This is a genomic window from Paramagnetospirillum magneticum AMB-1 (assembly GCF_000009985.1).
Taxonomy (GTDB): domain Bacteria; phylum Pseudomonadota; class Alphaproteobacteria; order Rhodospirillales; family Magnetospirillaceae; genus Phaeospirillum; species Phaeospirillum magneticum.
Window position 1 is genome coordinate 605,998 of the sequence record NC_007626.1, and the last position, 23,344, is coordinate 629,341.

Annotated in this window: 24 protein-coding genes; 8 read left to right on the plus strand and 16 right to left on the minus strand. The window is 66.7% G+C overall.

Annotated elements, in window-relative coordinates:
* Window positions 1-69: 69 nt before the first annotated feature.
* On the plus strand, window positions 70-1,218 hold the full coding sequence (locus AMB_RS02885; RefSeq protein WP_043743282.1) for a tetratricopeptide repeat protein: 1,149 nt from the start codon (window positions 70-72) through the stop codon (window positions 1,216-1,218).
* On the opposite strand, the gene AMB_RS02890 is transcribed toward AMB_RS02885, so the two are convergent.
* Complete coding sequence (locus tag AMB_RS02890; protein WP_011383001.1) at window positions 1,195-1,626, minus strand: Hpt domain-containing protein; 432 nt, start codon at window positions 1,624-1,626, stop codon at window positions 1,195-1,197. The two genes, AMB_RS02885 and AMB_RS02890, sit on opposite strands and share 24 nt — an antisense overlap.
* Window positions 1,627-1,632: 6 nt before the next feature.
* Window positions 1,633-2,052, minus strand: coding sequence for a response regulator (locus tag AMB_RS02895; protein ID WP_070108645.1), 420 nt, complete (start codon window positions 2,050-2,052; stop codon window positions 1,633-1,635).
* Window positions 2,053-2,238: 186 nt separating this feature from the next.
* Between AMB_RS02895 and AMB_RS02900 the strand changes: the two genes are divergently transcribed.
* Both AMB_RS02900 and AMB_RS02905 read left to right on the plus strand, forming a co-directional pair.
* Entirely contained in the window at window positions 2,239-2,775 is a 537-nt protein-coding gene (locus AMB_RS02900) for a hypothetical protein (protein WP_011383003.1), read from the plus strand.
* A 71-nt stretch (window positions 2,776-2,846) separates the two neighbouring features.
* Complete coding sequence (locus tag AMB_RS02905) at window positions 2,847-3,071, plus strand: hypothetical protein (protein WP_148207273.1); 225 nt, start codon at window positions 2,847-2,849, stop codon at window positions 3,069-3,071.
* A 7-nt stretch (window positions 3,072-3,078) separates the two neighbouring features.
* On the opposite strand, the gene AMB_RS02910 is transcribed toward AMB_RS02905, so the two are convergent.
* Window positions 3,079-3,384 carry a 4a-hydroxytetrahydrobiopterin dehydratase gene (locus tag AMB_RS02910; protein ID WP_043743283.1) on the minus strand — a complete coding sequence of 102 codons (306 nt, stop codon included), beginning with the start codon at window positions 3,382-3,384 and terminating at the stop codon, window positions 3,079-3,081.
* Window positions 3,385-3,475: 91 nt separating this feature from the next.
* Here AMB_RS02910 and AMB_RS02915 point away from each other — a divergent pair, with 91 nt between their 5' ends.
* The 3 genes from AMB_RS02915 to AMB_RS02925 are packed head-to-tail and all read left to right on the plus strand — an operon-like array spanning window position 3,476 to window position 7,372.
* On the plus strand, window positions 3,476-3,871 hold the full coding sequence (locus tag AMB_RS02915; RefSeq protein ID WP_011383006.1) for a metallopeptidase family protein: 396 nt from the start codon (window positions 3,476-3,478) through the stop codon (window positions 3,869-3,871).
* Window positions 3,868-6,324: a Lon protease family protein gene (locus tag AMB_RS02920; RefSeq protein WP_011383007.1), complete on the plus strand. Its 2,457-nt coding sequence runs from the start codon at window positions 3,868-3,870 to the stop codon at window positions 6,322-6,324. Before AMB_RS02915 ends, AMB_RS02920 begins: the two co-directional genes overlap by 4 nt.
* A 4-nt stretch (window positions 6,325-6,328) precedes the next feature.
* Window positions 6,329-7,372 (plus strand): extracellular solute-binding protein, encoded by a 1,044-nt coding sequence (locus tag AMB_RS02925; RefSeq protein WP_011383008.1) that lies wholly within the window; start codon window positions 6,329-6,331, stop codon window positions 7,370-7,372.
* A 7-nt stretch (window positions 7,373-7,379) separates the two neighbouring features.
* Here the strand turns inward: AMB_RS02925 and AMB_RS02930 are convergent, their stop codons facing one another.
* The 9 genes from AMB_RS02930 to AMB_RS02970 all read right to left on the minus strand — a co-directional run bounded on the left by AMB_RS02930 (window position 7,380) and on the right by AMB_RS02970 (window position 17,077).
* Window positions 7,380-7,904, minus strand: coding sequence for a hypothetical protein (locus AMB_RS02930; protein WP_043743284.1), 525 nt, complete (start codon window positions 7,902-7,904; stop codon window positions 7,380-7,382).
* Window positions 7,905-7,980: 76 nt separating this feature from the next.
* Window positions 7,981-10,188, minus strand: a complete 2,208-nt coding sequence (locus tag AMB_RS02935; RefSeq protein ID WP_050750613.1) for a sensor histidine kinase — start codon at window positions 10,186-10,188, stop codon at window positions 7,981-7,983.
* Window positions 10,189-10,278: 90 nt separating this feature from the next.
* Window positions 10,279-11,487, minus strand: a complete 1,209-nt coding sequence (locus tag AMB_RS02940; RefSeq protein ID WP_011383011.1) for a vWA domain-containing protein — start codon at window positions 11,485-11,487, stop codon at window positions 10,279-10,281.
* 8 nt (window positions 11,488-11,495) lie between these two features.
* Window positions 11,496-11,885, minus strand: a complete 390-nt coding sequence (locus AMB_RS02945; protein ID WP_011383012.1) for a bacteriohemerythrin — start codon at window positions 11,883-11,885, stop codon at window positions 11,496-11,498.
* Window positions 11,885-12,730 (minus strand): AAA family ATPase, encoded by an 846-nt coding sequence (locus AMB_RS02950; protein ID WP_011383013.1) that lies wholly within the window; start codon window positions 12,728-12,730, stop codon window positions 11,885-11,887. The genes AMB_RS02945 and AMB_RS02950 overlap by 1 nt, the downstream gene beginning before the upstream one ends.
* 251 nt (window positions 12,731-12,981) lie before the next feature.
* Complete coding sequence (locus AMB_RS02955) at window positions 12,982-13,332, minus strand: phasin family protein (RefSeq protein ID WP_011383014.1); 351 nt, start codon at window positions 13,330-13,332, stop codon at window positions 12,982-12,984.
* Between the two features lie 181 nt (window positions 13,333-13,513).
* On the minus strand, window positions 13,514-13,798 hold the full coding sequence (locus AMB_RS02960; protein ID WP_011383015.1) for a CBS domain-containing protein: 285 nt from the start codon (window positions 13,796-13,798) through the stop codon (window positions 13,514-13,516).
* 266 nt (window positions 13,799-14,064) lie between these two features.
* Window positions 14,065-15,447, minus strand: coding sequence for a phosphoglucomutase/phosphomannomutase PgmG (pgmG, locus tag AMB_RS02965; RefSeq protein WP_011383016.1), 1,383 nt, complete (start codon window positions 15,445-15,447; stop codon window positions 14,065-14,067).
* Window position 15,448: 1 nt separating this feature from the next.
* On the minus strand, window positions 15,449-17,077 hold the full coding sequence (locus AMB_RS02970; protein ID WP_011383017.1) for an alpha-D-glucose phosphate-specific phosphoglucomutase: 1,629 nt from the start codon (window positions 17,075-17,077) through the stop codon (window positions 15,449-15,451).
* A 160-nt stretch (window positions 17,078-17,237) separates the two neighbouring features.
* Here AMB_RS02970 and AMB_RS02975 point away from each other — a divergent pair, with 160 nt between their 5' ends.
* Entirely contained in the window at window positions 17,238-18,047 is an 810-nt protein-coding gene (locus AMB_RS02975) for a hypothetical protein (RefSeq protein ID WP_011383018.1), read from the plus strand.
* 4 nt (window positions 18,048-18,051) lie between these two features.
* On the opposite strand, the gene AMB_RS02980 is transcribed toward AMB_RS02975, so the two are convergent.
* The 4 genes from AMB_RS02980 to AMB_RS02995 all read right to left on the minus strand — a co-directional run bounded on the left by AMB_RS02980 (window position 18,052) and on the right by AMB_RS02995 (window position 21,153).
* Window positions 18,052-19,359 carry a UDP-glucose dehydrogenase family protein gene (locus tag AMB_RS02980; RefSeq protein WP_011383019.1) on the minus strand — a complete coding sequence of 436 codons (1,308 nt, stop codon included), beginning with the start codon at window positions 19,357-19,359 and terminating at the stop codon, window positions 18,052-18,054.
* 6 nt (window positions 19,360-19,365) lie between these two features.
* On the minus strand, window positions 19,366-20,241 hold the full coding sequence (gene galU / locus AMB_RS02985) for a UTP--glucose-1-phosphate uridylyltransferase GalU (RefSeq protein ID WP_011383020.1): 876 nt from the start codon (window positions 20,239-20,241) through the stop codon (window positions 19,366-19,368).
* A gap of 114 nt (window positions 20,242-20,355) precedes the next feature.
* The gene (locus AMB_RS02990; protein ID WP_011383021.1) at window positions 20,356-20,841 is read right to left on the minus strand and encodes a hypothetical protein; all 486 of its coding nucleotides are present in this window, start codon (window positions 20,839-20,841) and stop codon (window positions 20,356-20,358) included.
* Between the two features lie 9 nt (window positions 20,842-20,850).
* Window positions 20,851-21,153, minus strand: a complete 303-nt coding sequence (locus AMB_RS02995; RefSeq protein ID WP_043743286.1) for an STAS domain-containing protein — start codon at window positions 21,151-21,153, stop codon at window positions 20,851-20,853.
* 179 nt (window positions 21,154-21,332) lie between these two features.
* Here AMB_RS02995 and AMB_RS03000 point away from each other — a divergent pair, with 179 nt between their 5' ends.
* On the plus strand, window positions 21,333-23,291 hold the full coding sequence (locus AMB_RS03000; RefSeq protein ID WP_011383023.1) for an acetoacetate--CoA ligase: 1,959 nt from the start codon (window positions 21,333-21,335) through the stop codon (window positions 23,289-23,291).
* The last annotated feature ends 53 nt before the right edge of the window (window positions 23,292-23,344 follow it).

Genomic DNA, 23,344 nt, shown 5'->3' on the forward strand with positions numbered 1-23,344 from the left:
CGATTGCCATTCCGCTGGGGAAGTGGAATCATGCGGCCCTTACCTTCAGCCTGTGGGAAGTGCTGTTTCATGAGGATCGCCGCTTGGGTTGCCGCGCTGCTCGCTCTCTCGTTGCCTCTGGCCGCCGGTGTCGGGGCGGCGCCGAAGACGGCGGCCAAGCCGGCCGCCGCCGTCGCCGAGGCGCGGCACGCCAGTCTGGCAGCCTTGGCCGCCGGCGGTGACATGGATGCCCAGTATCAGTTGGCCGTGGCCTATCGTGACGGAACCCACGGGCTCAAGCCAGACCCCCACACGGCACTGGTGTGGTTCACCCTGGCCGGGGCCGAGGGGCATGTGGGCGCCGCCATCGAGGCGGCCAAGGCCTATCAGGCCGGCAAGGGCGCGGCGCGTGACCTCAATTCCGCAGGCAATTGGTGGTACAAGGCGGGGACCCTGGGCCATGCGGCGGCGCGGACCCGATGGGTCGAGCTGTTCGTCGAGGGCGAGGTGCACGCCATCGGTAGCCGCGACGGGGTGTCCTGGCTGGCCGAGGCCGCCCAGGCCGGTGATCTGCGGGCCATGATGGGCTTGGCCGACGTGCTGGAGCGCGGCCAGGGCGTGCCGCCGGATCTGGACCAGGCCGAGGCGCTTTACCGTCAGGCGGCGCTGCTGAACGGCGATATCGAGGCGCGGTTCCGCCTCGGGCGCCTGCTGCTGTCGCGCCCGGCCATGTGGCGCAATCCCGCCGAGGAGGAATGGAACGCCCAGGCCGCCGAGCGCAAGAGCCATCCCTTCGGCGCGGTGTGGTACGCGGCCAAGCCGGCCAATGCCGACGAGATCAAATCGGTGCAGCTGCGTCCCGGCATCAACGAGGGCGAGCGCTGGCTCCGGTCCGCCGCCCGCCGGGGACATGTGGAGGCGCAGTATCTGCTGGGCTCGGCCAAGGTGGCGGGGCTTGAACTGCCCATGGACATGGTCGAGGGCGTGGCCTGGCTGGAAGCCGCCGCCGTACAGGGGCACGCCGAGGCGCTGTTCGAGCTGGGCAATCTGGCAGCCAAGGGCCAGGGCTTCTATGCCAAGGACCCGGTACGGGCCTGGGTCATGTACGAGCTTGCCGCCGGCCAGGGCGAGGAGAATGCCAAGGCCGCCCGCGATGCCATCGCCAAGGGCATGAATCCGCGCCAGTCGGGCCGCGCCCGCCAGCTGGTCCAGGAATTACGGGAGTTGGCCGGGCTCTGACCCGCAGTCGTCCAACAGGGCTTTTCCCGCATCGCCGCCGTCGCCTTCCAGGCGTTCGGCGATGATCCGGGCCATGCCTTCTCCCAGACGGGCGAGGCGGGCCAGTCCCTCGGGGCCGGGGGTCGGATTGTCCTCGATCATCCGGCAGAGCCGCTCGCCGAGTTCGCTGACCAGGGGATAGCCGAAGGTGGCGGCCTGCCCCTTCATGTCGTGGCTGATGGTGAACAGGCGGGGGATCAGCCGGGCCAGATCGGCCTGGGGCGTCTGGGCCTCGTCCAGGCAGGCGCGCAGTCGGGCCGCATCGGCGGCGGCCCATTCCAGGTAGCGCCCGGAGAGCCCGGCCAGAGCGGCCTCGGCCCGGGCCAGGGCCTCGGGGGACAGTTCGGGAAGGTCGCCGTCTCCGGCCATGGGGGTCTATTCCGCCGCCTGTTCCGTCGACTCGGTGCGCCTGCGATCCTGTTCGATCAGGTCGGTGGCGCGGGCGATGATTTCAACGGCGGAAATGGGCTTGGCGATGATTTCGTCGATGCCGGTCTCCACCGCCGATTCCAGCACGGCATGATGCAGGGTGGGGCTGATGGCCAGGACCGGCACGTCGGCGCGCCCGATCTCGCCTCGCCGCAGCCGATGGAGGAACAGCACGCCCTCGGTCGGGTCGTCGGACCAGTCCATGATCACCAGATGGGGGGCGTGTTCGGCCATCAGCGGCCCAGCCTGCTGTGGGGTCCGGGCTTCGATCACCTCATGGGCGGGCACGGCCCCCATGAGGGTGCCGATCAGCCGCCGCATATGGGCGTTCGGTTCGATGATCAGGACGCAGACCCGCCGCCCCATGTTCAGTCCCCCTGCTGCTCCGGCTCTTTGGCCGGATGTGGACGCCTTTGCGGCTTATCCGGTGAACACCGTAACATCGTTCGAGTGTCCGCGAAAATCGCGTCTCTAGTATTAGGTAGATACCCAACAGGATGCGGCCGAAAGGATGGGGCTTGCCTCGGCCGCGCAGCCGGGTGACCATGGGGCATGATGAGGAAGTTTCTCTCGCTGGGTGTCGCCGCCCTTGCCGCCCTCCTGGGTGGGTGCGGCGATGGCCCGTCCACCGTGCCCGGCGGCTATCGCAGCGCCGCCACCTGGAGCACCTTTTTCGCCGCCACCGCGTCGGGGCCGTTGCTGTTGGAAGTGCACGGCAATCCTTTCGGCGGCGGCAAGGCGGAACTGCGGGACGCCGTGGCCAGGGCCATGTCGGCGGCCATTCCCGCCCGGCCCTTCACCATGACCCTGGACGTCCAGGCGTCGGCAAGTCCCAAGGTGCGGGTGGTGGTGGTGCTAGGGGCGCCGCCGTCGCTGGATGCCGCCGAGCTGTGCGCCGGCAAGGTGGCGACCGCCGCCTTGCGGTCCGAGGGCGGGCGGGTGGAGGTGCTGGCCGCCTTCTGCGATGGCGGTGCTCTGCTAGCGTCGGTGCGGGGGTGGGTCGGCCGGGTCGAAGCCGCCGACGACGCCCGTTTCGTCCGGCTGCTGGGGCAGGTCATGCGGGAACTGGCCGGCGACCCCCCGCCCTGAAACCTGATCGTGACATTTCCTGAAGAATGAGTTAACGTGGTCCCCTAATGTTCAGCCAGAAAGGCAGGGCCATGGACGCATCATCCGTCGGTGCCGGGAACTCGGCGCTTTATCTTCAGCGTGCTCAGGCTGGGCTTCAGGCCCCGCTGACGGCTGTCAAGCAGGAAGAAAACGCTGCCATGGCCATGGCGCAAGTGCTCACCCAGGGCGGGCAGTCGGCGCAGCAGGCCGCTGCCGTGGCCGATTCCGCCGTGAAAAGCGGGGCGGTCGGTCAGGTTTTAGACATCTCGGTCTAGGCAGGGCTTAAGTCCGGCTTGCGTGACTGGCCGCAGCGTCGATGGCGCGGGCCAGGGAGATGTCCTTTTGCGTCACGCCACCCACATCATGGGTGGACAGGGTGATGTCGACCCGATTCCACACATTGAACCACTCGGGATGATGATTCATCCGCTCGGCCGCCATGGCGATCCGGGTCATGAAGGCGAAGGCCTCGCTGAAATCGGCGAAGCGCAGCGACCGCGAAATGGCGTCGCGCCCCTCGACCTCGGTCCAGCCCGCCAGCCCCGCCAAGGCGCTGGTCCGCTCGCTTCCGCTCAATCTTGCGATCATCTTGCCATCTCCTTGCCGGGTGCTATCGAAAGAGTGGGGACCCCTGGTGCCGGCCGCAAGGACAGGGTAGATTCTCACCATGAGTAAAGTCATGCCCCACCACAGCACGCCCCCCACCCTGGCCGACCTGGAGACCATCGCCCAGGCGGCGTTCGCCGATATCCCCGAGGAACTGCGCCGCTTTGCCGCCGACGTGGTGATCCGTGTCGACGACTTCCCCGACGAGGAGGTGGAGCGCGAGATGGATCTGGAAAGCCCCTTTGATCTGCTGGGGCTCTATCGCGGCTCGGCCATGGACATTCACGCCTTCGGCGGCGTCCCCGGCGACGTGGACATGATCTTTCTCTATCGCCGTCCGCTGCTCGACTACTGGTGCGAGACCGGCGAGGATATTTCCACCCTGGTCAAGCATGTGCTGATCCATGAGATCGGGCACCATTTCGGACTGTCCGACGACGACATGCAGCGTATCGAGGATGAAGCGTGAGCAAACGCAAGAAAGCCGCCCACCCCGAGTCGTTGCCGGCTTCCGCCCTGTACCGGGTCTGTGATCCCTCCCTGCTTGATTTCACCACTACCGCCGAGCTGCAGGACGATGGTGACGGCCCAGGCCCCGCCCTGGGGCAGGAGCGTGCCGTCGAGGCCATTCGCTTCGCCATCGGCATGCGCCACCGTGGGTTCAACCTTTTCGCACTTGGCGAGGAGGGGACGGGACGGCGCAACCTGATCCTCGACCATCTGGGTGAGGCCGCTGCCGCCCGGCCGGCGTCCGACGACTGGGTCTATGTGGAGAATTTCGCCGAGGCCGCCAAGCCCCGGGCGCTGCGCCTGCCCGCCGGTCGGGCCCGCGTCCTGGAGCGCGACATGGCCCATCTGGTGGAGGAACTGGGCCATGCTCTGCCCGCCGCCTTCGAGGCCGAGGACTACCGGGTCCGGCGCCAGATGATCGAGGCCGAGGCCAAGCAGCAGCGCGAGACGGCCTTTACCGCCATCCAGGAAGATGCCGAAGCGCACGGTATCGCCCTGGTGCGCACTCCCACGGGCCTGGGGCTGGCGCCGTCCAAGGGGGACGAGGTCCTGCCTCCCGACGAGTTCAAGCAACTGCCGGAGGAAACCCAAGCTCGCCTTCGGGCCGAGATGGAGCGGCTGCAGCAGCGGCTGGAATCCACCATCAAGCTGGTGCCGCGCTGGGACCGCGACATGCGCGGCCGCCTGCGCGAGCTGGAGCGTGAAGTGGTGGGCCATGCCATCGCCCACCTGATGGATGACCTCAAGGGCGACTGGGCCGAACTGCCGGAGGTCCTGGCCTATCTCGACGAGGTGGCCCGCGACGTGGCGCTCAGCGCCCAGGACTTCCTGCCCGAGTCCGAAGAGCCCGAGCGGCGAGCCGAGGGACGGCCGCACGGACACGACGGACGCTTTCGCCGCTACCGGGTCAATGTGCTGGTCTGCCGCGAGGGCGACAAGGGCGCGCCGGTGGTGATGGAGACCTATCCCACCCAGCCCAATCTCATCGGCCGGGTGGAATATATCGCCCAATACGGCACCCTGATCACCGATTTCAACCTGATCAAGGCCGGCAGCCTGCACCGGGCCAATGGCGGCTATCTGGTGATGGATGCGCTGAAGCTGCTGATGCATCCCTTCGCCTGGGAGGATCTGAAGCGGGCGTTGCGCGACCGGGAAATCCGCATCGAATCGCCCGGCCAAGCCATGGGGCTGATGAGCACCCTGTCGCTGGAGCCCCAGCCCATTCCGCTGGACCTCAAGGTGGTGCTGGTCGGCGACCCCATGCTTTACTACCTGCTCAGTCACAACGATCCGGAATTCGGCGAGCTGTTCAAGGTCTCGGCCGATTTCGACTGGCGCATGGAGCGCAGCGAGACCAATACCTCCCTGCTGGCCCGCTCGGTGGGGGCACTGGCCCGCAAGGAGGGGCTGAGGCCTCTGGACCGGGGGGCGGTGGCGCGCATCGTCGAGCAGGCGTCCCGCGACGTGGGCGATTCCACCAGGCTGTCCACCCATATGGCCAGCCTGGCCGATCTGGTGCGCGAGGCCGATTACTGGGCGGGCGAGGCCGGCGCCGATCTGGTGGTGGCCGATCACGTGGAAAGGGCCATCTCGGCCTCCACCCGCCGGCTGGACCGGGTGCGCGACAGCGTTCAGCAGGAGATGCTGGCCGGAACTGTCCACATCGCCACCGAGGGCGAGGCGGTGGGCCAGATCAACGGGCTGGCGGTGCTGGAACTGGGCCGCTTTTCCTTTGGCCGCCCCACCCGGGTGACGGCGCGGGTGCGCTTTGGCAAGGGCGATGTGGTCGATATCGAGCGCGAAGTCCAGTTGGGTGGCCCCATTCACGGCAAGGGGGTGATGATCCTGTCCTCCTTCCTGGCGTCGCGCTATGCCGCCGAGCTGCCCCTGGCCCTGTCGGCCACTCTGGTGTTCGAGCAATCCTACGGCGGCATCGAGGGCGATTCCGCCTCGTCCACCGAGCTTTACGCCCTGCTGTCCGCCCTGGCCGAGGCGCCCATCCGCCAGAGTTTGGCGGTGACCGGCTCCATCGACCAGTTCGGACGCATCCAGGCCATCGGCGGCGTCAACGAGAAGATCGAGGGCTTTTTCGACCTGTGCCGCGCCCGGGGGCTGGATGGCAGCCACGGCGTGCTGATCCCCGCCGACAACGTACCGCATCTGATGCTGCGCAAGGATGTGGTCGAGGCGGCGGCGGCCGGTCTGTTTGCCGTCTATCCGGTGGAGAATGTGGACCAGGGCATGGCGCTGCTGACCGGGCATCCGGCTGGCGAGCGCGACGGCGACGGCAAGTTCCCGCCCGGTTCCATCAACCGGCGGGTGGCGGCCCGCCTGGGAGCCTTCATGCGTCGGGCCGAGGAATTGTCGGTGCCGCGCCCCCTCAACGGCATGGGCCGGAACGGAGCGTAAGGCGATGGTCGGCCGCCTGCTTCTGCTCGGTCTGCTGCTGCTGATCTCGGCCGGCGCCATGGCCAGCGAGTTGCGGGTGCTGACCCGATCCTCCTATCTGTCGCCGGAATTGCTGCGCAAGTTCGAGCGCGAGAGCGGCATCACCGTCAATCTGACCGTGATGGCCGATCACGCCCAGGTGATGGCGGCGCTGACCGGGGGGCGGTCGGGCTACGACATCGCCTTTTCCCCCGACTACCATGTGGGCGAGCTGATTCGCGGCGGCCTGATCGAACGGGTGCTGGCCGACCGCCTCAACGGCTTTTGGAATGTGGAGGACCCCTGGCGCTCCCGGTCCTTCGATCCGCGCAACGAGTACACCATTCCCCATCAATGGGGGACCGCCGCCTTCGCGGTGGATACCTCGATCCATCGCGGCGACATCGATTCGCTGCGCCTGCTGTTCGAGCCGCCGCCCGAGGTCGAGGGACGGATCGCCCTGCTGGATGAGGAGGAGATGCTCCAGATGGCGCTGGTCTACCTGGGCGAGGCGCGCTGCACCGCCGACGACGGCAAGCTGGAGAAGGCCGCGCGGATTCTGGAGCCCATGGTGGCCCGCAACCGTCTGATACCCGCCGAGCGGGTGATGGCCGCCCTGGCCGATCCCGCCATGGTCCTGGTGGTGACCTGGAACGGCGATGCCATGCGGGCCAGGGAAAAGCGCCCCAGTCTGGCCTATGCCTATCCGCGCGAGGGCAATCTGGTGTGGACCGACGTGGTGGTGGTGCCGCGCAATCCGCCCAACCGGGCCAATGCCATGAAGTTCCTGACCTTCATGCTGCAGCCGGAGAACGCCGCCCTGGATTCCAGCTTCAACGGCTATGCCAGCATGATCCGGGGCAGCGAACGGTTTTTGGCGCCCTCGGTGCTGACCGCCCCGGAACTGGTGGCGCCCTGGCCCGCCAAGGTGGGGTTCCTTCCCTCCTGCGGCGATGTCACCCAGCGCCGGCACGAGAAAATCTGGGGCGAAGTGAAGGCGCGCGCGGGAAAACCCTCCGCCAATCCCTGATCGCCCGTCAGCTCTGGGGATGAAGCGGGGTTCCCTGGGGGACCTTGATGCGCAGGCCGGGGGTGGGGATCTCGGCGATGAAGCGCCCCTGCTGCAGCTTGGCGCGCCGCTGCAGCAGCCTGGCATGGGTGACCAGCAGGGCCGCCGAGTTCATGGCGAACAGCACGATACTGGCCCGCATGGCTCCATCCCCCAGGGGCGCCATCAGGGGAATGGCGAACAGGCACGGCAGCAGGGCATAGAGGAAGGTGTCGCGCCAGCGGCGCATGTAGACCACCGCCGAAGCCAGGGCCGCCACCGGCGAGACCAGCACCATGTCCACCTTGGCGCGCAGCACCGCGTGGGCCGCCACGGCGGCATAGGCGGGCGGCAGCCCCTCGAAGCTGGCGATCAGCGCCAGGCCGTCGCTGCTGGGCGTGAAGGTGGCGCGCAGGGCGTCCATCGGCCACTGAGCGCGCGGAATGGCCGGGCGGATTTCCTTGTACACAGCACGAGAGAACTCGGAATCGGGACGTAGCAATTCGCTGACCATGAGTCCTGGGGCGCCCCTGCTAATGGATGACACGGCACTGTGCCACGACCGGGCCGGCGGAGCCAGGGGCTTGGGGTCAGCGCCCGGTCGCGGTCACGGCAAAGATGCGGCGCGGTGGGAAGGTCACCGTTACCCGGGTACCGGCATCGGGCTGGCTGGCGATGGCGATGGCGCCGCCGTGCATTTCCATGATGGCCGCCACCATGGGCAGCCCCAGACCAGTGCCCTCGTGCCGTCGGGCGATGCGGGCGTCCACCTGGACGAAGGGCTCGATGACCTGGGCCGCCTCTTCCTCGGTCATGCCGATGCCGGTGTCGCTGACATGCAGCTCCAACCCGCCGTCGGGAGTGAGGCTGGCGGAAACGGTGACCCTGCCGCCAAACGGCGTGAACTTGACGGCATTGGCCAGCAGATTGATCACCACCTGCCGGATCCGGCGTTCATCGGCCATCACCTGGGGGAGGCCCGGGGGAAGGTCGGAGATCAAATTCAAGCCGGCGGCGGCGCCGCGGTCACGCAGCAGACGCAGGGCGACGTCGACCACCGGGGCGATTTCCATGGGGCGGTCGTCCAGCTCCATCCGGCCCGCCTCGATCTTGGCCAGATCCAGGATGTCGGTGATGATCCCCAGCAGATGGCGGCCCGAGGCGGAGATATCGCCGGCATATTCGCGGTAGCGCTCGGGCATGGGGCCGAGGACCTGGGAATACATGGTCTCGGCGAACCCGATGATGGCATTGAGCGGAGTCCGCAATTCGTGGCTCATGCCGGCCAGGAAGTCGCTCTTGGCGCGGCTGGCGCTTTCCGCCTGCTCCTTGGCGGCGCGCAGTTCGTCCTCGGCCCGCTTGCGCCAGCTGATATCCTCGGCCACCCCGATGATGTACTCGACCTGACCGTCGCGGCGCAGAGCCGACACGGTCAGGTTGGCCCAGACGATCGTGCCGTCCTTGCGGAGATAGCGCTTCTCGATGCTGTTGCTTTCCCGGGTGCCCTGGATGATGTGGTCGATGCCGTCCAATCCCAGCTTGCGGTCGTCGGGATGGGTGAAGTCGCTGGCGGAGCGGCCGATCAGTTCCTGGGGCGCGCAGCCCAGCATCTCGGCGAACCGGCTGTTGATGCGGATGAAACGGCGGTCCAGGGTCGTGTGGCACATGCCCACCGCCGCCTGCTCGAAGGTGGCGCGGAAGCGGTCCTCGCTCTCGGTCAGCCGAGCCTCGCGTTCGTTCAGGGCGCCGACCATGGTGTCGAAGGTGTCGCCCATCTCGCCCACTTCGCCGATGCCGCCGCCGGCGCGGGCGGCCATGTCGCCGGCCCGCACCCGGCGCATGGCGCCGGCCAGCCGTCCCAGGGGCTGGAACAGCAGGCGGCGGCTGGAATACCACAGCAGCAGGACGGCGCCCGAGCCGGCGATGCCGAAGGCGGTGACCGCCATGCGCAGGAACTGGCGTTCCGACCCTCCCAGCATCTCCACGGGCATGGTCACCGCCACCATGGTCTCGGGCGCCATGCGGCCCAGGGGGGCGACGCCGAAGACCGAGGTCTCGCCGGTGATGGCGATGGCGGTGAAAGATCCGCCGCGGCCCCTTGCCGCCGCCTCCCTCAATTCGGGGACCGGGGTGATGGCCGGGGCGTCACCGGAAAGGGCGGGCACGCGGGCCAGGACGGTGCCGTCGGATTTCAGCACCAGCAGGCGCGCCCCGTCGGGCAGGATGGGCGGGGCCACCGCCTTGGCCAGATGGTCCAGCGACCGGGCGGTCGCCACCACGCCGCGCGGCGTGCCCAGCCAGTCGAGAATGGGATAGGCCATGGGCAGGGCGACCCGCCCATCCTCGAGCTGGACATAGGGGCCGGTGGCGAAGGCTCCGGTTTCCATGGCGCGGCCGATCTGCGGTCCCTTGGTCAGCCAGGAGATATCGGTGCCCTGGGCGATGCTGCATCCCGCCCGCCCGGACGGGTCCGTGCGCAAGAAGCCGTAATGCCCCTCCACGGCCAGCAGGAAGTGGCGGTAATGGCTGCCGCATTCGTCGTCTTCGGGATCGGTGGCCAGGGCGGCCAGGGCCTCGCGCGAGCTTTCCAATCCGCGGTCATGAATGGCGGCCGCCATGCGGGCCAGGGTTTCCACCTGGGAGCCCGCCGCCTGCAGGGACAGGGATTCCGCCAGCTGGATGATGATGGCCAGGGTGCCGAGGAAAACTGCGGGAACAAGGCCCAGCACCACCACCTGGAACAGGTGGCCCCGTGCTCCGCCCAGCCAGGTCAGGGTCCGGTTGCCCCCCTCCGCCATTCGGTCCTGTTTCCCTCCCCAAAGCGGCCCATACCCTATCACAGGGTGGCGGCAATCCAATATCGGCTATCCGTCACTAGCGTGTGACAGTCATTTGGTGCGGGGGCCGTTCCGATTCAGGTCGCGCATGGCCCCGTCGAGGCCTTCCAGGGTCATGGGGAACATGCGCCCGTCCATCAATTGCTGGATCATCTGGGTGGAGTGGGTCCATTGCCAGCGGGCCTGGGGCGCCGGGTTGAGCCAGACGGCGCTGGGCCATTGGTCGAGCAGGCGGCGCATCCAGACGTGACCCGGCTCCTCGTTCCACTCCTCCACCGCGCCGCCCGGCATGGTGATCTCGTAGGGGCTCATGGCGGCGTCGCCGACGAAGATCAGCTTGTAGTCCGACGGAAAGGTATGGATGACGTCCAGGGTGTGGGTGACGTCCTGGTGGCGGCGGTGATTGTCCTTCCACAGGCCGGAATAGGGGCAGTTGTGGAAGTAGAAGTGCTCCAGATGCTTGAACTCCGAGCGTACCGCCGAGAACAGCTCCTCGCAGGTGCGCACGTGCTCGTCCATGGAGCCGCCGATGTCGAGCAGCAGCAGCACCTTGACCTTGTTGTGGCGTTCGGGCCGCATCTGCAGGTCGAGCCAGCCGCCCGCCCGCGCCGTCGAGGTGATGGTCCCGGCCAGGTCCAGCTCGGTGGCGGCGCCCTCGCGGGCGAAGCGGCGCAGGCGGCGCAGCGCCATGCGGAAGTTGCGGGTGCCCAGCTCGATGCCGTCGTCGAGATTGCGATAGGCCCGCTCGTCCCAGACCTTGACGGCGCGGCGATGCCGGGATTCGTGCTGGCCGATGCGCACACCCTCGGGATTATAGCCATAGGCGCCGAAGGGCGAGGTGCCGGCGGTGCCGATCCATTTGGAGCCGCCCTGGTGGCGCTCCTTCTGCTCCTCCAGCCGCTTCTTCAGGGTTTCCATCAGCTTCTCGAAGCCGCCCGCCGACTGGATCTGCTCCATCTCCTCGGGCGTCAGATGCTTTTCCGCCAGCTTGCGCAGCCATTCCTCAGGAATGGCGGCCTTCAGCGCGGCGGCCAGTTCGTCGCCTTCCCCCACCACGCCGTTGAACACGCGGGCGAACACCCGGTCGAACTTGTCCAGGTTGCGCTCGTCCTTTACCAGGCATGAGCGCGAGAGATAGTAGAAGGTGTCGACGCTCATCTCGGCCACGCCTTCGGCCAGGGCCTCCAGCAGGGTGAGGTATTCCTTCAAGGTGACCGGCACCTTGGCGTCGCGCAGTTCGAGGAACAGGTTGAGGAACATGGCGGGTCTCAGCCGCCCCGCGCTCGGGTCCAGGCGGCGTAGCGCTGGTCCTCGATCAGGATGTGCCCCTTCAGCCAGGACCACAGGAAGTCCTTCAGCCTCGTATCGCCGGCGTCGAAGGGACGCTCGCGATACTCCTTCAGCATGGCCGCCACCTGATCGGCGAAGTCGTCGTGCTGGACGCGGTGGGCGTCCAGGCCGGGAAAGCCGATGGCGTCCAGATGGGTTTCCTCGCGGTCGAAATGGCCGGTGGTGTAGTCGAGGACGGCGTTGAACAGCTCCAGGAAGTCCGGAGCCGACTGGTCCAGCTCATTGATCATGCGGATCAGCTTCTGGTGGTCCTTGTCCAGGGCGGGGTTGTCCACGCTCATGGCCTCGGTCCACGCGATGATGCTCATCAGCGTCCCTCCCGCCGGCTGAGAAAGGCCAGACGCTCGAACAGGTGCACGTCCTGCTCGTTCTTCAGCAGGGCGCCGTGCAGCTTGGGGATCAGCGTGCTTTTGTCCTTGGCGCGCAGATCGTCGGGGGACAGGTCCTCGGACAGCAGCAGCTTGATCCAGTCCAGCAGTTCCGAGGTGGACGGCTTCTTCTTCAGCCCCGGCACCTCGCGGATGTCGAAGAATACGGTCAGGCCTCGTGCAGCAGGGCCGGCTTGATGCCCGGGATAATGCACGGTGACGATCCGCTCCATGGTCTCGCGGTCGGGAAAGCGGATGTAGTGGAAGAAGCAGCGGCGCAGGAAGGCGTCGGGCAGTTCCTTCTCGTTGTTCGACGTGATGATCACCATGGGCCGCTTGACCGCCTTGACCACCTGCTTGGTCTCGTAGACATGGAATTCCATGCGGTCGAGTTCCAGCAGCAGGTCGTTGGGGAATTCGATGTCGGCCTTGTCGATCTCGTCGATCAGCAGCACCGGCGGGGTGGGGGCCTCGAACGCCTCCCACAGCTTGCCCCGGACGATGTAATTGGAGATGTCGTGGACGCGCTGGTCGCCCAGCTGCGAGTCGCGCAGTCGCGCCACCGCGTCGTATTCGTACAGGCCCTGCTGGGCCTTGGTGGTGGATTTGACATGCCATTGCAGCAGGGGGCGGCCCAGGGCCTTGGCCACTTCGGCGGCCAGCACGGTCTTGCCGGTGCCCGGCTCGCCCTTGATCAGCAGCGGGCGCTCGAGACGCAGCGCCGCATTGACGGCGACCAGCAGGTCTTCGGTCGCCACATAGCTATCGGTACCCTTGAACGACATGGACTCACTCCTTCTCCAAGAGAAAGGTAGGAGCCTTGATGAAATCGGTCAAGGAATGCCGATTTGAAAAACGCAAAGAAAAAGCCCCGGCCTTGGGAGGGAGGCCGGGGCTCGTATCCGTCGTCGCCAATGTCCGGAAGCAGCGGGATGGGGGGGAGAGCCCCGGACATTCAATGGGCGGCGGCGGGGTCTTATCCGATCCAGGTCCGTCGGAGGTGGGAGGAACCTCGACGGACCCGTTGGGGATCGGATTAAGCGGCAACCTTGGTCAGGGCGGCGAAACGGGCCTGGATCGGCTCGGCCGCGGCGGTCAGGGCCGAGGTGGACAGCTCGGCCAGCTTGCGGCCGTCGGCGATGGCGCTCTCCAGGGTCTCGCGGGCCAGCTTGCCCTGCAGGTCGGCGAACTCGGCCGGGCTCTTCACGGAGAACAGAGCCTTGACGGCGGCGTCGGCCTTCTTGACGTTCTCGGCGATCAGGGCCTGCTGGGCCTTGGCGATCTCTTCGAAGGCCTTGACGGCGATGGCGCCGGACTTGGCGAAGGCGTCGGCATTGTCCTTGCCCATGGAAACGAACTTCTCGAAGCCGTCGATCTTGATGGTCATGTGCGTGATCCTTATCTGGGGTGGGCGCGTTGTGCGCTGCAACATGACGTCAATCTAACAGAACCATGCCGCAGTGCAACATGATTTTCGCACTGCAACATAACTGTCGTGCATGGAGGGGGTGCAAAAATGCAAACGCCCCCCGGAATCCAGCGATTCCCGGGGGGCGTCGAGGGAAAAACTACCGCGTGGCGGCCACGTCGCGCAGCACGTTCATCTCCATCTGGGCTTCGGTCAGACGGAAGTTGACCGCGTCGCCGATGGAGACGATGCCGACCAGTTCGTCCTTTTCCAGCACCGGCAGATGGCGGATGCGGCGTTCGGTCATCACACCCATGATGGTCTTGACGCTGTCGCCGGGCGAGCAGGTCACCACCGGGCTGGACATCACGTTGCGCACCGGCATTTCCAGGGCGGCCTTGCCGTACTGGGCCAGGCCCTTGACGATGTCGCGCTCGGACAGCACGCCCTGCAGTTTGCCCCTTGGCGTCGCAAACCACGGCGACGCCGACCTTCTTGTTGGTCAGCAGCGCCGCGGCATCGGCCACCGAATGCTCGGGGCGGATGGTGAAGATGACGCTGCCCTTGGTCTTCAGGATGGTTTCAACGGACATCGGTGGTCCCCCTTTATCTCTTGGCTATTGAATTATTGCGGAGGGGAGACCGGTCCCCGACCCCCTACCTTCGAATAATATTAGTCTGGAGGCGAACCGGGGGAATTTCAAGCCACCATCAGTGGGTATGCCCCAGACTCACCCCGCTGGCCGCCAGCTGGTCGGCCAGGGTCTGGCGCAGGTGCTTGAGCCCCTCGGAACTGGCCGCCTCGCAACGGGCCACCAGCACCGCCTGGGTGTTGGAGGCGCGCAGCAGCCACCAGCCGTCCGGGGTATCCACCCGCACGCCGTCGATGGCTGAGAAGCTGGCGCCCTCGGCCTCCAGACGGGCTTTCACCTCGGCCACCACGGCGAACTTTCGCTCCTCCGGGCAGTCGAAGCGCAGTTCCGGGGTGTTGACCATGTGGGGCAGCCTGTCGCGGCGCTGGCCGATGGTCGTGTGATCCCAGCGCGCCACGATGCCCAGCAGGCGGATGGCGGCGTAAAGGGCGTCGTCGAAGCCGTAATAGCGGTCGGCGAAGAAGATGTGGCCGCTCATCTCGCCGGCCAGGGGGGCGCCGGTCTCGGCCATCTGGGTCTTAATCAGTGAATGGCCGGTGCGGCCCATGACGGCGTTGCCGCCCATGCGGCGCACCTCGTCGAAGAACACCTTGGAGGCCTTGACGTCGGCGATGATGGTGGCGCCGGGCAGGGATTTCAGCAGATCCTCGGCCAGGATCACCAGGATCTGGTCGCCGTAGAGGATGCGGCCCTCGGCATCCACCACGCCGATGCGGTCGCCGTCGCCGTCGAAGGCGATGCCCAGATGGGCGGATTCGGTCAGCACCTTGTCCTGCAGCGCCACCAGATTGTGGGGCTCGGTGGGGTCGGGGTGGTGATTGGGGAAATGCCCGTCGATCTCGCCGAACAGCACGGTATGGGTGCCGGGCAGGCGCTTGACCAAGGCGTGCAGCACCTCGCCGGTGGCGCCGTTGCCGCAATCCCACACTACCCGCAGGTCGCGCAGGCCGTCATAATCCTGGGCCAGGCGGGACACGTATTCCTCGAACACCGAATCCTCGACGGCCTTGCCCTCGCCGCTGGCGAAGTCGCCGGCAGCGGCGATGGTCCCCAGCGACTGGATGTCGGGGCCGAAGAACGGCCTGCCGGCCAGCACCATCTTGAAGCCGTTGTGGTTGGGCGGGTTGTGGCTGCCCGTCACCATGATGCCGCCATCGGCGTCCCGCACCTTGGCGGCGAAATACAGCATGGGGGTGGGGCCGCGCCCGACACGCCGCACGGTGCAGCCCGCCGCCATCAGGCCCTTGGTCAGCGCCTCGGCCATCTCGGGGCTGGATAGGCGACCGTCCCAGCCGAGACAGACCACATGGCCGCCATTGCGGCGCACCCGCGTGCCGAAAGCCCGGCCGATGGCCTCGGCGTCGGCGGCGAACAGCGTCTCGCCGATAATGCCGCGGATGTCGTATTCGCGCAGGATGGTGGGGTGGAAGATGTGGGTCATGTCAGGTAATCACCGTCGGTTCGGTCCGTCCGGTCCGGGCCTCGATCTGGGCCAGGTCGCGGGCGATTGTGATGAGGTCGGCCAGGGCCACCTGGGGGTCCAGATGGTGCTTGGTGGCGTCGGGTTCAAAGCGCTCGATGTAGACGCGCAGCGTGGCGCCCTCGGTGCCGGTGCCCGACAGGCGGAAGACCACGCGGGAGCCGTCCTCGAATACCACGCGGATGCCCTGCTTCTTCGAGACAGAGCCGTCAACGGGGTCGGTATAGGCGAAGTCGTCGTTGAAGGCGACGGTGTAGGTCCCGAGCCGCTCGCCCTTCAGGGACAGGCCGCGCAGATGCTCCATCAGCCCTTCGGCGGCGGCGGAATCGATGCCCTCGTAATCATGGCGGGAATAGACGTTGCGGCCGTATTCCCGCCAATGGGCGGTAACGATGTCGGCGACGCTTTGCTTGCGCACGGCCAGCACGTTCAGCCAGGCCAGCACCGCCCACAGCCCGTCCTTCTCGCGCACATGGTCCGAGCCGGTGCCGAAGCTTTCCTCGCCGCAGAAGGTGGCCTTGCCCGCGTCCAGCAGGGTACCGAAGAATTTCCAGCCGGTGGGAGTCTCCCAGGCGGGAATGCCCAGCTTGGCCGCCACCCGGTCGGGCGCGGCGCTGGTGGGCATGGACCGGGCGATGCCTTTCAGGCCCCGGGCATAGCCGGGACACAGGGTGGCATTGGCGGCCAGCACCGCCAGGGAATCCGACGGCGTCACATAGAAGTCGCGGCCCAGAATCATGTTGCGGTCGCCGTCGCCATCCGAGGCCGCGCCGAAATCGGGGGCGCCGGCACCGGTCAGGGCCTCCACCAGATCATGGGCATGGACCAGATTGGGGTCGGGATGGCCGTGGCCGAAATCTTCCAGCGGCACGCCGTTCATCACGGTGCCTTTGGGGGCGCCCAGGCGATTCTCCAGGATCTCGGTGGCATAGGGGCCGGTCACCGCGTGCATGGCGTCGAACTTCATGCGGAACCCGGCGGCGAAGGCCGCCCGGATGGCGCCGAAGTCGAACAGGCTTTCCATCAGCTCGGCATAATCGGCGACGGGGTCGAAGACCTGCACCGTCATGCCGCCCAGGCCGCGCTCGCCGATGGTGTCCAGATCCACATCCGCCGCTTCGATGATCTTGTAGGACGAGATTTCCTGGGTGCGGGCGTAGATGGCCTCGGTGATGGCCTCGGGCGCCGGGCCGCCGGCCGGGATGTTGTACTTGATGCCGAAATCCTCGTCCGGGCCGCCGGGATTGTGGCTGGCTGACAGGATGATGCCGCCGAAGGTCTTGTACTTGCGGATGACGCAGGACGCCGCCGGGGTGGACAGGATGCCGCCCCGGCCCACCATCACCTTGGCGAAGCCGCTGGCGGCAGCCATCTTCAGGATGGTCTGGATGGCGGTGCGGTTGTGATAGCGGCCGTCGCCGCCCACCACCAGGGTCTTGCCCCCCAGGTCTCCAATGGAGTCGAACACCGCCTGGACGAAGTTTTCCAGGTAGTGGGGCTGGGCGAAGACCTTGACCTTCTTGCGAAGACCCGAGGTCCCGGGCTTCTGGCCGGAAAAGGGGGTGGTGGGGATCGTCTTCACTGCGGCCATGGCGCGGGGCTCCCTTCCGACAAAACTGCTTCGGCGTTGATGGCCGATGGCGGGGCAGGTGTCAATGGCGCAGGAAAGGCGGCAAATTTTACGAGATAAGATATTGCATGAAGCCCCTATAGGGATATGGTCATCATTGGTGTACATGCAGGAGGCTTAGTTGTCTGGATGTGAATCTCTTGATGGCTATGAGCCGGAGGCTCTGGCGGCGGCGGGGGTGGTCATCGGCGGCACGGACGTGCCCTATCCGCCCATGGCGGTGCCGCGCTACAAGGCGGTGAGCGGCCCCAACTGGGCCTTGCGCGAGATGTTCCTGATCGCGGCGCCCGGCTATTTCAGCGGCCCCCGCCAACTGAACTGGATGAATGCCGGTCTGGTGCGCGACGGCGAATGCTGGATGAGCCTGACTCCCGGCGAGATCGAAAGCCAGATGCCGCATCTGGCGGCGGCGCGGGGCAAGGTGGTGGTCTGCGGCATGGGCATGGGGGCCATGGCCTATGCGGTGTCTGCCCGTAAGGCGGTGGAGCGCGTGGTGGTGGTGGACCGGGACCCCGAGGTTATCGCCATGTTCCACCAGTTCGCGGCCTTCGACACTTGGCCGCAGCGCGACAAGATCGACATCGTCCAGGCCGATGCCCGCGAGGTGCGGGTCGACGGCGTGGACTTCCTCTATGCCGATATCTGGCCGTATTACCGCATGGATTGCATGGTGCCGGACATGCAGGCCATCCAGGGCAACATCAAGGCGCCGCGCTGCGGCTATTGGGGCCAGGAACTGGACATGGTTGACCGGGCGCTGTCGCGCGGCGTGGCGCGGGAGGATTTCTCCGCCGCCCATGTGGAGGCCTTCATCGCGGAGACCGGCCTGCCGCTGATCGGCCTGGAGGAGCCGGCCTATCCGGAATTGTGCCGGCGGGCGTCGGTCAATCCCGCCATCGGCCGGAACAGGCGGCCGATGGCGGAGGCTTGATGGATTACGGACGGCCGATGCTGGAATAGGCGAAGCCCAGTTCGGCCATTTCCTCGGGGACATAGACGTTGCGCAGGTCGACGATGCTGGGCTGGGCCAGCAGCGACTTGACCTTCTTGAGGTCCAGCGCCCGGAACTCGTTCCACTCGGTGATGATCACGGCGCAATGGGCGCCGGGCATGGTGGCGTAGGCGTCCTTGCAATACTCGACAGCGGCGGGAAGCAGCTTTTTGGCTTCTTCCATGCCCTCCGGGTCGAAGGCCTTGACTGTGGCTCCCGCCTCGATCAGCGCCGAGACGATGTCGATGGAGGGGGAGTCGCGCATGTCGTCTGTGTTGGGCTTGAAGGTCAGGCCCAGCACCGAGATGGTCTTGCCCTTCACCGAGCCGCCGCAGGCGGCGATGACCCGCTCGGCCATCTGCTTCTTGCGGGCCTCGTTGACGGCGACCACCGTCTCGACGATGCGCAAGGGGGCGTTGTAGTCGCGGGCGGTCTTGACCAGGGCCAGGGTGTCCTTGGGGAAGCACGAGCCGCCATAGCCGGGGCCGGGATGCAGGAACTTCTTGCCGATGCGGCCGTCGAGGCCGATGCCCTTGGCCACGTCGTGAACGTCGGCGCCCACCTTCTCGCACAGATCGGCGATCTCGTTGATGAAGGTGATCTTGGTGGCCAGGAAGGTGTTGCCGGCGTATTTGATCAGTTCCGAGGTGCGCCGCGACGTGAAGGCGATGGGCGTCTCGATCAGGTACAGCACCCGATAGAGCTGCTTCATCACCTTGCGGGCCTTCTCGGACTCGGTGCCGATGACCACGCGGTCGGGCCGCATGAAGTCGTTGATGGCCGAGCCTTCGCGCAGGAATTCCGGATTGGAGACCACGTCGAACTGGGCATCGGGACGCCGTGCCCGGATGATGCGCTCCACCTCGTCGCCGGTGCCTACCGGCACGGTGGACTTGGTCACCACCACGGTGTAGCCGGTCATGGAATCGGCGATTTCCTCGGCCGCGGCATAGACGTAGCTGAGGTCGGCATGGCCATCGCCGCGGCGGCTCGGCGTGCCCACCGCGATGAACACCGCGTCGGCATCCTTGACCGCTTCCTTGAGGTCGGTGGTGAAGGACAGGCGCCCCGCCTCCACATTGGCGGCGACCATGTCGTCCAGGCCCGGCTCGTAGATGGGCATGATATTCTGGTGCAGCTTCTCGATCTTGGCCGCGTCCTTGTCGACGCAGACCACGTCGATGCCGAATTCCGAGAAGCAGGTTCCCGACACCAGACCCACATAGCCGGTGCCGATCATGGCGATGCGCATGGGGCGTCAGTCCTTATGGAAGCGGGTGATCAGGTCGCGGGCGGCCTCGGCGGTGTCGTCACGGGCCAGGGCAAAGGCGAGGTTGGCTTCCAGCCAGCCCACCTTGTCGCCGCAATCGAAGCGGTTGCCCTCGAAGCGCAGGCCATGGAAGGGAACCATACCGATGGTCTGGCTGATGGCGTCGGTCAGCTGGATCTCGCCGCCGGCACCCTTCTCCTTCTTGTCCAGCACGTCGAACACGGCGGGATGCAGGATGTAGCGGCCGATGATGGACAGGGTCGAGGGCGCCACGTCCGGATCGGGCTTTTCCACCAGGCCCTTGGCGCGGGCCAGGCGGCCGTTGTCGTGTTCCACGTCCAGGATGCCGTAGCGCTTGGTATGCTCGCGCGGCACGTCGGAGACGGCGACCACGTGGCCGCCCACCTCGGTGTGCACGGCGGCCATCTGCTTGAGGCAGGCGGTCTTGGAGAGGATGAGGTCGTCGGGCAGCAGCACGGCGAAGGGCTCGTCGGCCACCAGGTCGCGGGCGCACCACACGGCGTGGCCCAGGCCCAGGGGCTCGGACTGGCGGGTATAGGAAATCTGGCCCGACTTGGGCATCCAGGAGGTCACCGCCTCCACCAGATCGAACTTGCCGCGATCCTTGAGGATGCGCTCCAACTCGGGATTGTGGTCGAAGTGATCTTCCAGCGCGTTCTTACCGCGCCCGGTGACGAAGATGAAGTGCTCGCACCCGGCGGCGGCCGCCTCTTCCACCGCATACTGGATCAGCGGCTTATCCACCACCGGCAGCATTTCCTTGGGCATCGCCTTGGTGGCGGGCAGGAAGCGGGTGCCCATGCCACCCACGGGGAACACGGCCTTGCGGACTCGACGAGTCATCGATCACTCCTGAAAGCTTTGTCTCGACCGCCCGGCGCACGTCATGGCGTCTCATTACGGTCGCGGCATGTTTTGCCACGCCCTGGCGTCGGAAGCAACGGTTAGGCGGGAAAATCAGCCCAGTAGAATGTCGCGGGCCTGATTGAGACGGGCGGCGATCCAGGTGGACCCGCCGGTATCCGGGTGGGCGGCGCGCATCAGGCGGCGGTGCGCTTCGCGGACGTCGTCGGAGCTGGCGCCGGGCGACAGGCCCAGAACCTCCAGGGCCTGGGCACGGGTCATGGCGGTGTCGGCGGGGGGCGAGGGCGGCGGCGGGGCGGCTTCGGCCGGGGCGTCGCGGCCGGTCATGCGGCGAAAAGCCTGCCACATCTGGTGCAGGCGCATGGCCCGGCCGATCCAGGGCGAGAGGCCCGCCAGAATGGCGAACAGCCCGGCCAGCTTGCCCGTCGCCACCAGGGCGACGCCGCCGATCACCAGCAGGGCGAGGGCGGCGGCGACCAGGGCCTTTTTCGTCTGGTCGGGCGAGGCCTTGCGCCACCAGTGCCAGGCCCACCACAGGGCGAGGCCTCCGCCGATCGCCAGAAGCAGGCGCAGAATCATGGAAGGGGACTATTCGAAGTGAAAGCTGGAATCGCCATCGGTCAGTTCGAACAGCCGCCGGACATTTCCCGAAGCCCCTCGCAGGGTGAGGTGGCGGCCATTGCTGACGATCTCGTCCTTGGCCAGATGGAGCATTCCCAGTCCGACGGAATCCACCCGCGCCACCTTGGTCAGATCGACGACGACCCGTGCCGCCTTGATGGAGCCGATGTCGCTGATCAGGCTGTTCATCTGGCTGGTGACCGTATAGTCCATGGTCCCGTCGAGACGGACGGTCAGGGTGTCGTCCTGGTGGGAGATGGAGATGTTCATGTGATACTCGAATTCCTCGGTGGCCCAGCGCGTGAGTATGCTACGACTTTTCTTATGGCTCCACGGGCGGAATGAGGCAAATTGTATCTGGTCCATAGGTGTTTTCCGGTGGATCGCCCTTGGCGTGACCGCGGCTTCGCGGTAAAAACGAACAAGTGATCGTAAAGCTCGGAGGAAGCATGTCCGTCTTGCTGTGGCAACCGTCCAAGGAGCGTGCCGAAGCTTCGGCGCTTGCCCGGTTCATGCGCCGGGCAGACGCCCGCTTTCAGGTGGGTGCGACCGACTATGCGGGGCTGTGGCGCTGGTCGGTGGATCGCCCCGACCAGTTCTGGTCCCTGGTGTGGGACGAGGTCGGGATCATCGGCGACCGCCCCGACGGCGGAGTGGTGGTCGACGATGCTGGCCGCATGCCGGGCGCCCGGTGGTTTCCCGAGGCGAGGCTGAACTTCGCCGAGAACCTCCTGCGGCGCGACGATGGCGGCGACGCCCTGGTGTTCTGGGGCGAGGACAAGGTCAAACGGCGCCTTTCCTTCGCCGAGCTGCGCGCCCTGGTGTCGCGCCTCCAGCAGGCGCTGAGTGCGGCCGGCGTGGGCAAGGGCGACCGGGTGGCGGGCTACATGCCCAACATGCCGGAATCCGTGGCCTTCATGCTGGCGGTGGCGTCGTTGGGGGCCATCTGGTCCTCGGCCTCGCCCGATTTCGGCGTCCAGGGCGTGCTGGACCGCTTCGGCCAGATCGCGCCCAAGGTGCTGGTGGCGGCCGAGGGCTATTTCTATTCGGGCAAGGCCCATGACTGCCTGGAGAAGCTGGCGGCCATCGTGCCGGGCATTCCCTCGCTGGAGCGGGTGGTGGTGGTGCCCTATACCCGCGAGGCGGCGGATCTGTCGGGCGTGGACAAGGCGGTCCATCTCGGCGACTTCCTGGCGCCCTTTCCGGCCAAGGCGGTGGAGTTCCTCCGCCTGCCCTTCGACCACCCGCTTTACATCATGTATTCGTCGGGCACCACGGGCGCGCCCAAATGCATCGTCCATTCGGCGGGCGGATCGCTGATCCAGCAATTGAAGGAGCATCGGCTGCATTGCGACGTGCGCAAGGATGACCGGGTGTTCTATTTCACCACCTGCGGCTGGATGATGTGGAACTGGCTGGTGGCCGGGCTGGGGGCCGAGGCCACGTTGCTGCTCTATGACGGCAATCCCAGCCATCTGGGCGGCAACATCCTATTCGACTTCGCCGACGCTGAGGGCATGACCCTGTTCGGCACCTCGGCCAAGTGGATCGACGCCATCGCCAAATCGGGGCTGGAGCCGATCAAGACCCATTCGCTCGCCACGGTGCGCACCATCTGCTCCACCGGCTCGGTGCTGGCGCCCGAGGGGTTCGACTATGTCTACGCCAAGGTGAAGGCGGACGTGCAACTGGCCTCCATCTCCGGCGGCACGGACATCATCTCGTGCTTCATGCTGGGCAACCCCCTGGTTCCCGTCTATCGCGGCGAGATCCAATGCCGGGGCCTGGGCATGAAGGTGGAGGTCTTCGACGAGAATGGCCAGTCCTTGGCCGGCAGCAAGGGTGAACTGGTCTGTACCCGGGCGTTTCCCTCCATGCCGGTGGGCTTTTGGAACGATGACGACGGCGCCAAGTACCGCGCCGCCTATTTCGAGAAGTTTCCCGGCATCTGGACCCATGGCGACTGGGTGGAGCTTAACCCCGAGACCGGCGGCATCATCGTCTTCGGCCGCTCGGATGCCACCCTCAATCCCGGCGGCGTGCGCATCGGCACCGCCGAGATCTACCGGCAGGTGGAGCAGATCGACGACGTGCTGGAAAGCCTGGTGATCGGCCAGGACTGGCAGGCCGACGTCCGGGTGGTGCTGTTCGTGCGGCTGCGCGACGGGGTGACGCTGTCGCCGGAACTGGAGACGCGCATCAAGAAGCGCATCCGCGACAACACCACGCCGCGCCACGTGCCGGCCAAGGTGGTGCAGGTGGCCGACATTCCCCGCACCAAGTCGGGCAAGATCGTCGAACTGGCGGTGCGCGACGTGGTGCACGGCCGCGCGGTGAAAAACAAGGAGGCCCTGGCCAATCCGGAAGCGCTGGATCTGTTCGCCGGACGCGCCGAGTTGGAGGAGTGATGGACGGCAGGCCGATTCGACGATAGCCTTCCCCTTCAAGTTTGTTTGACGGG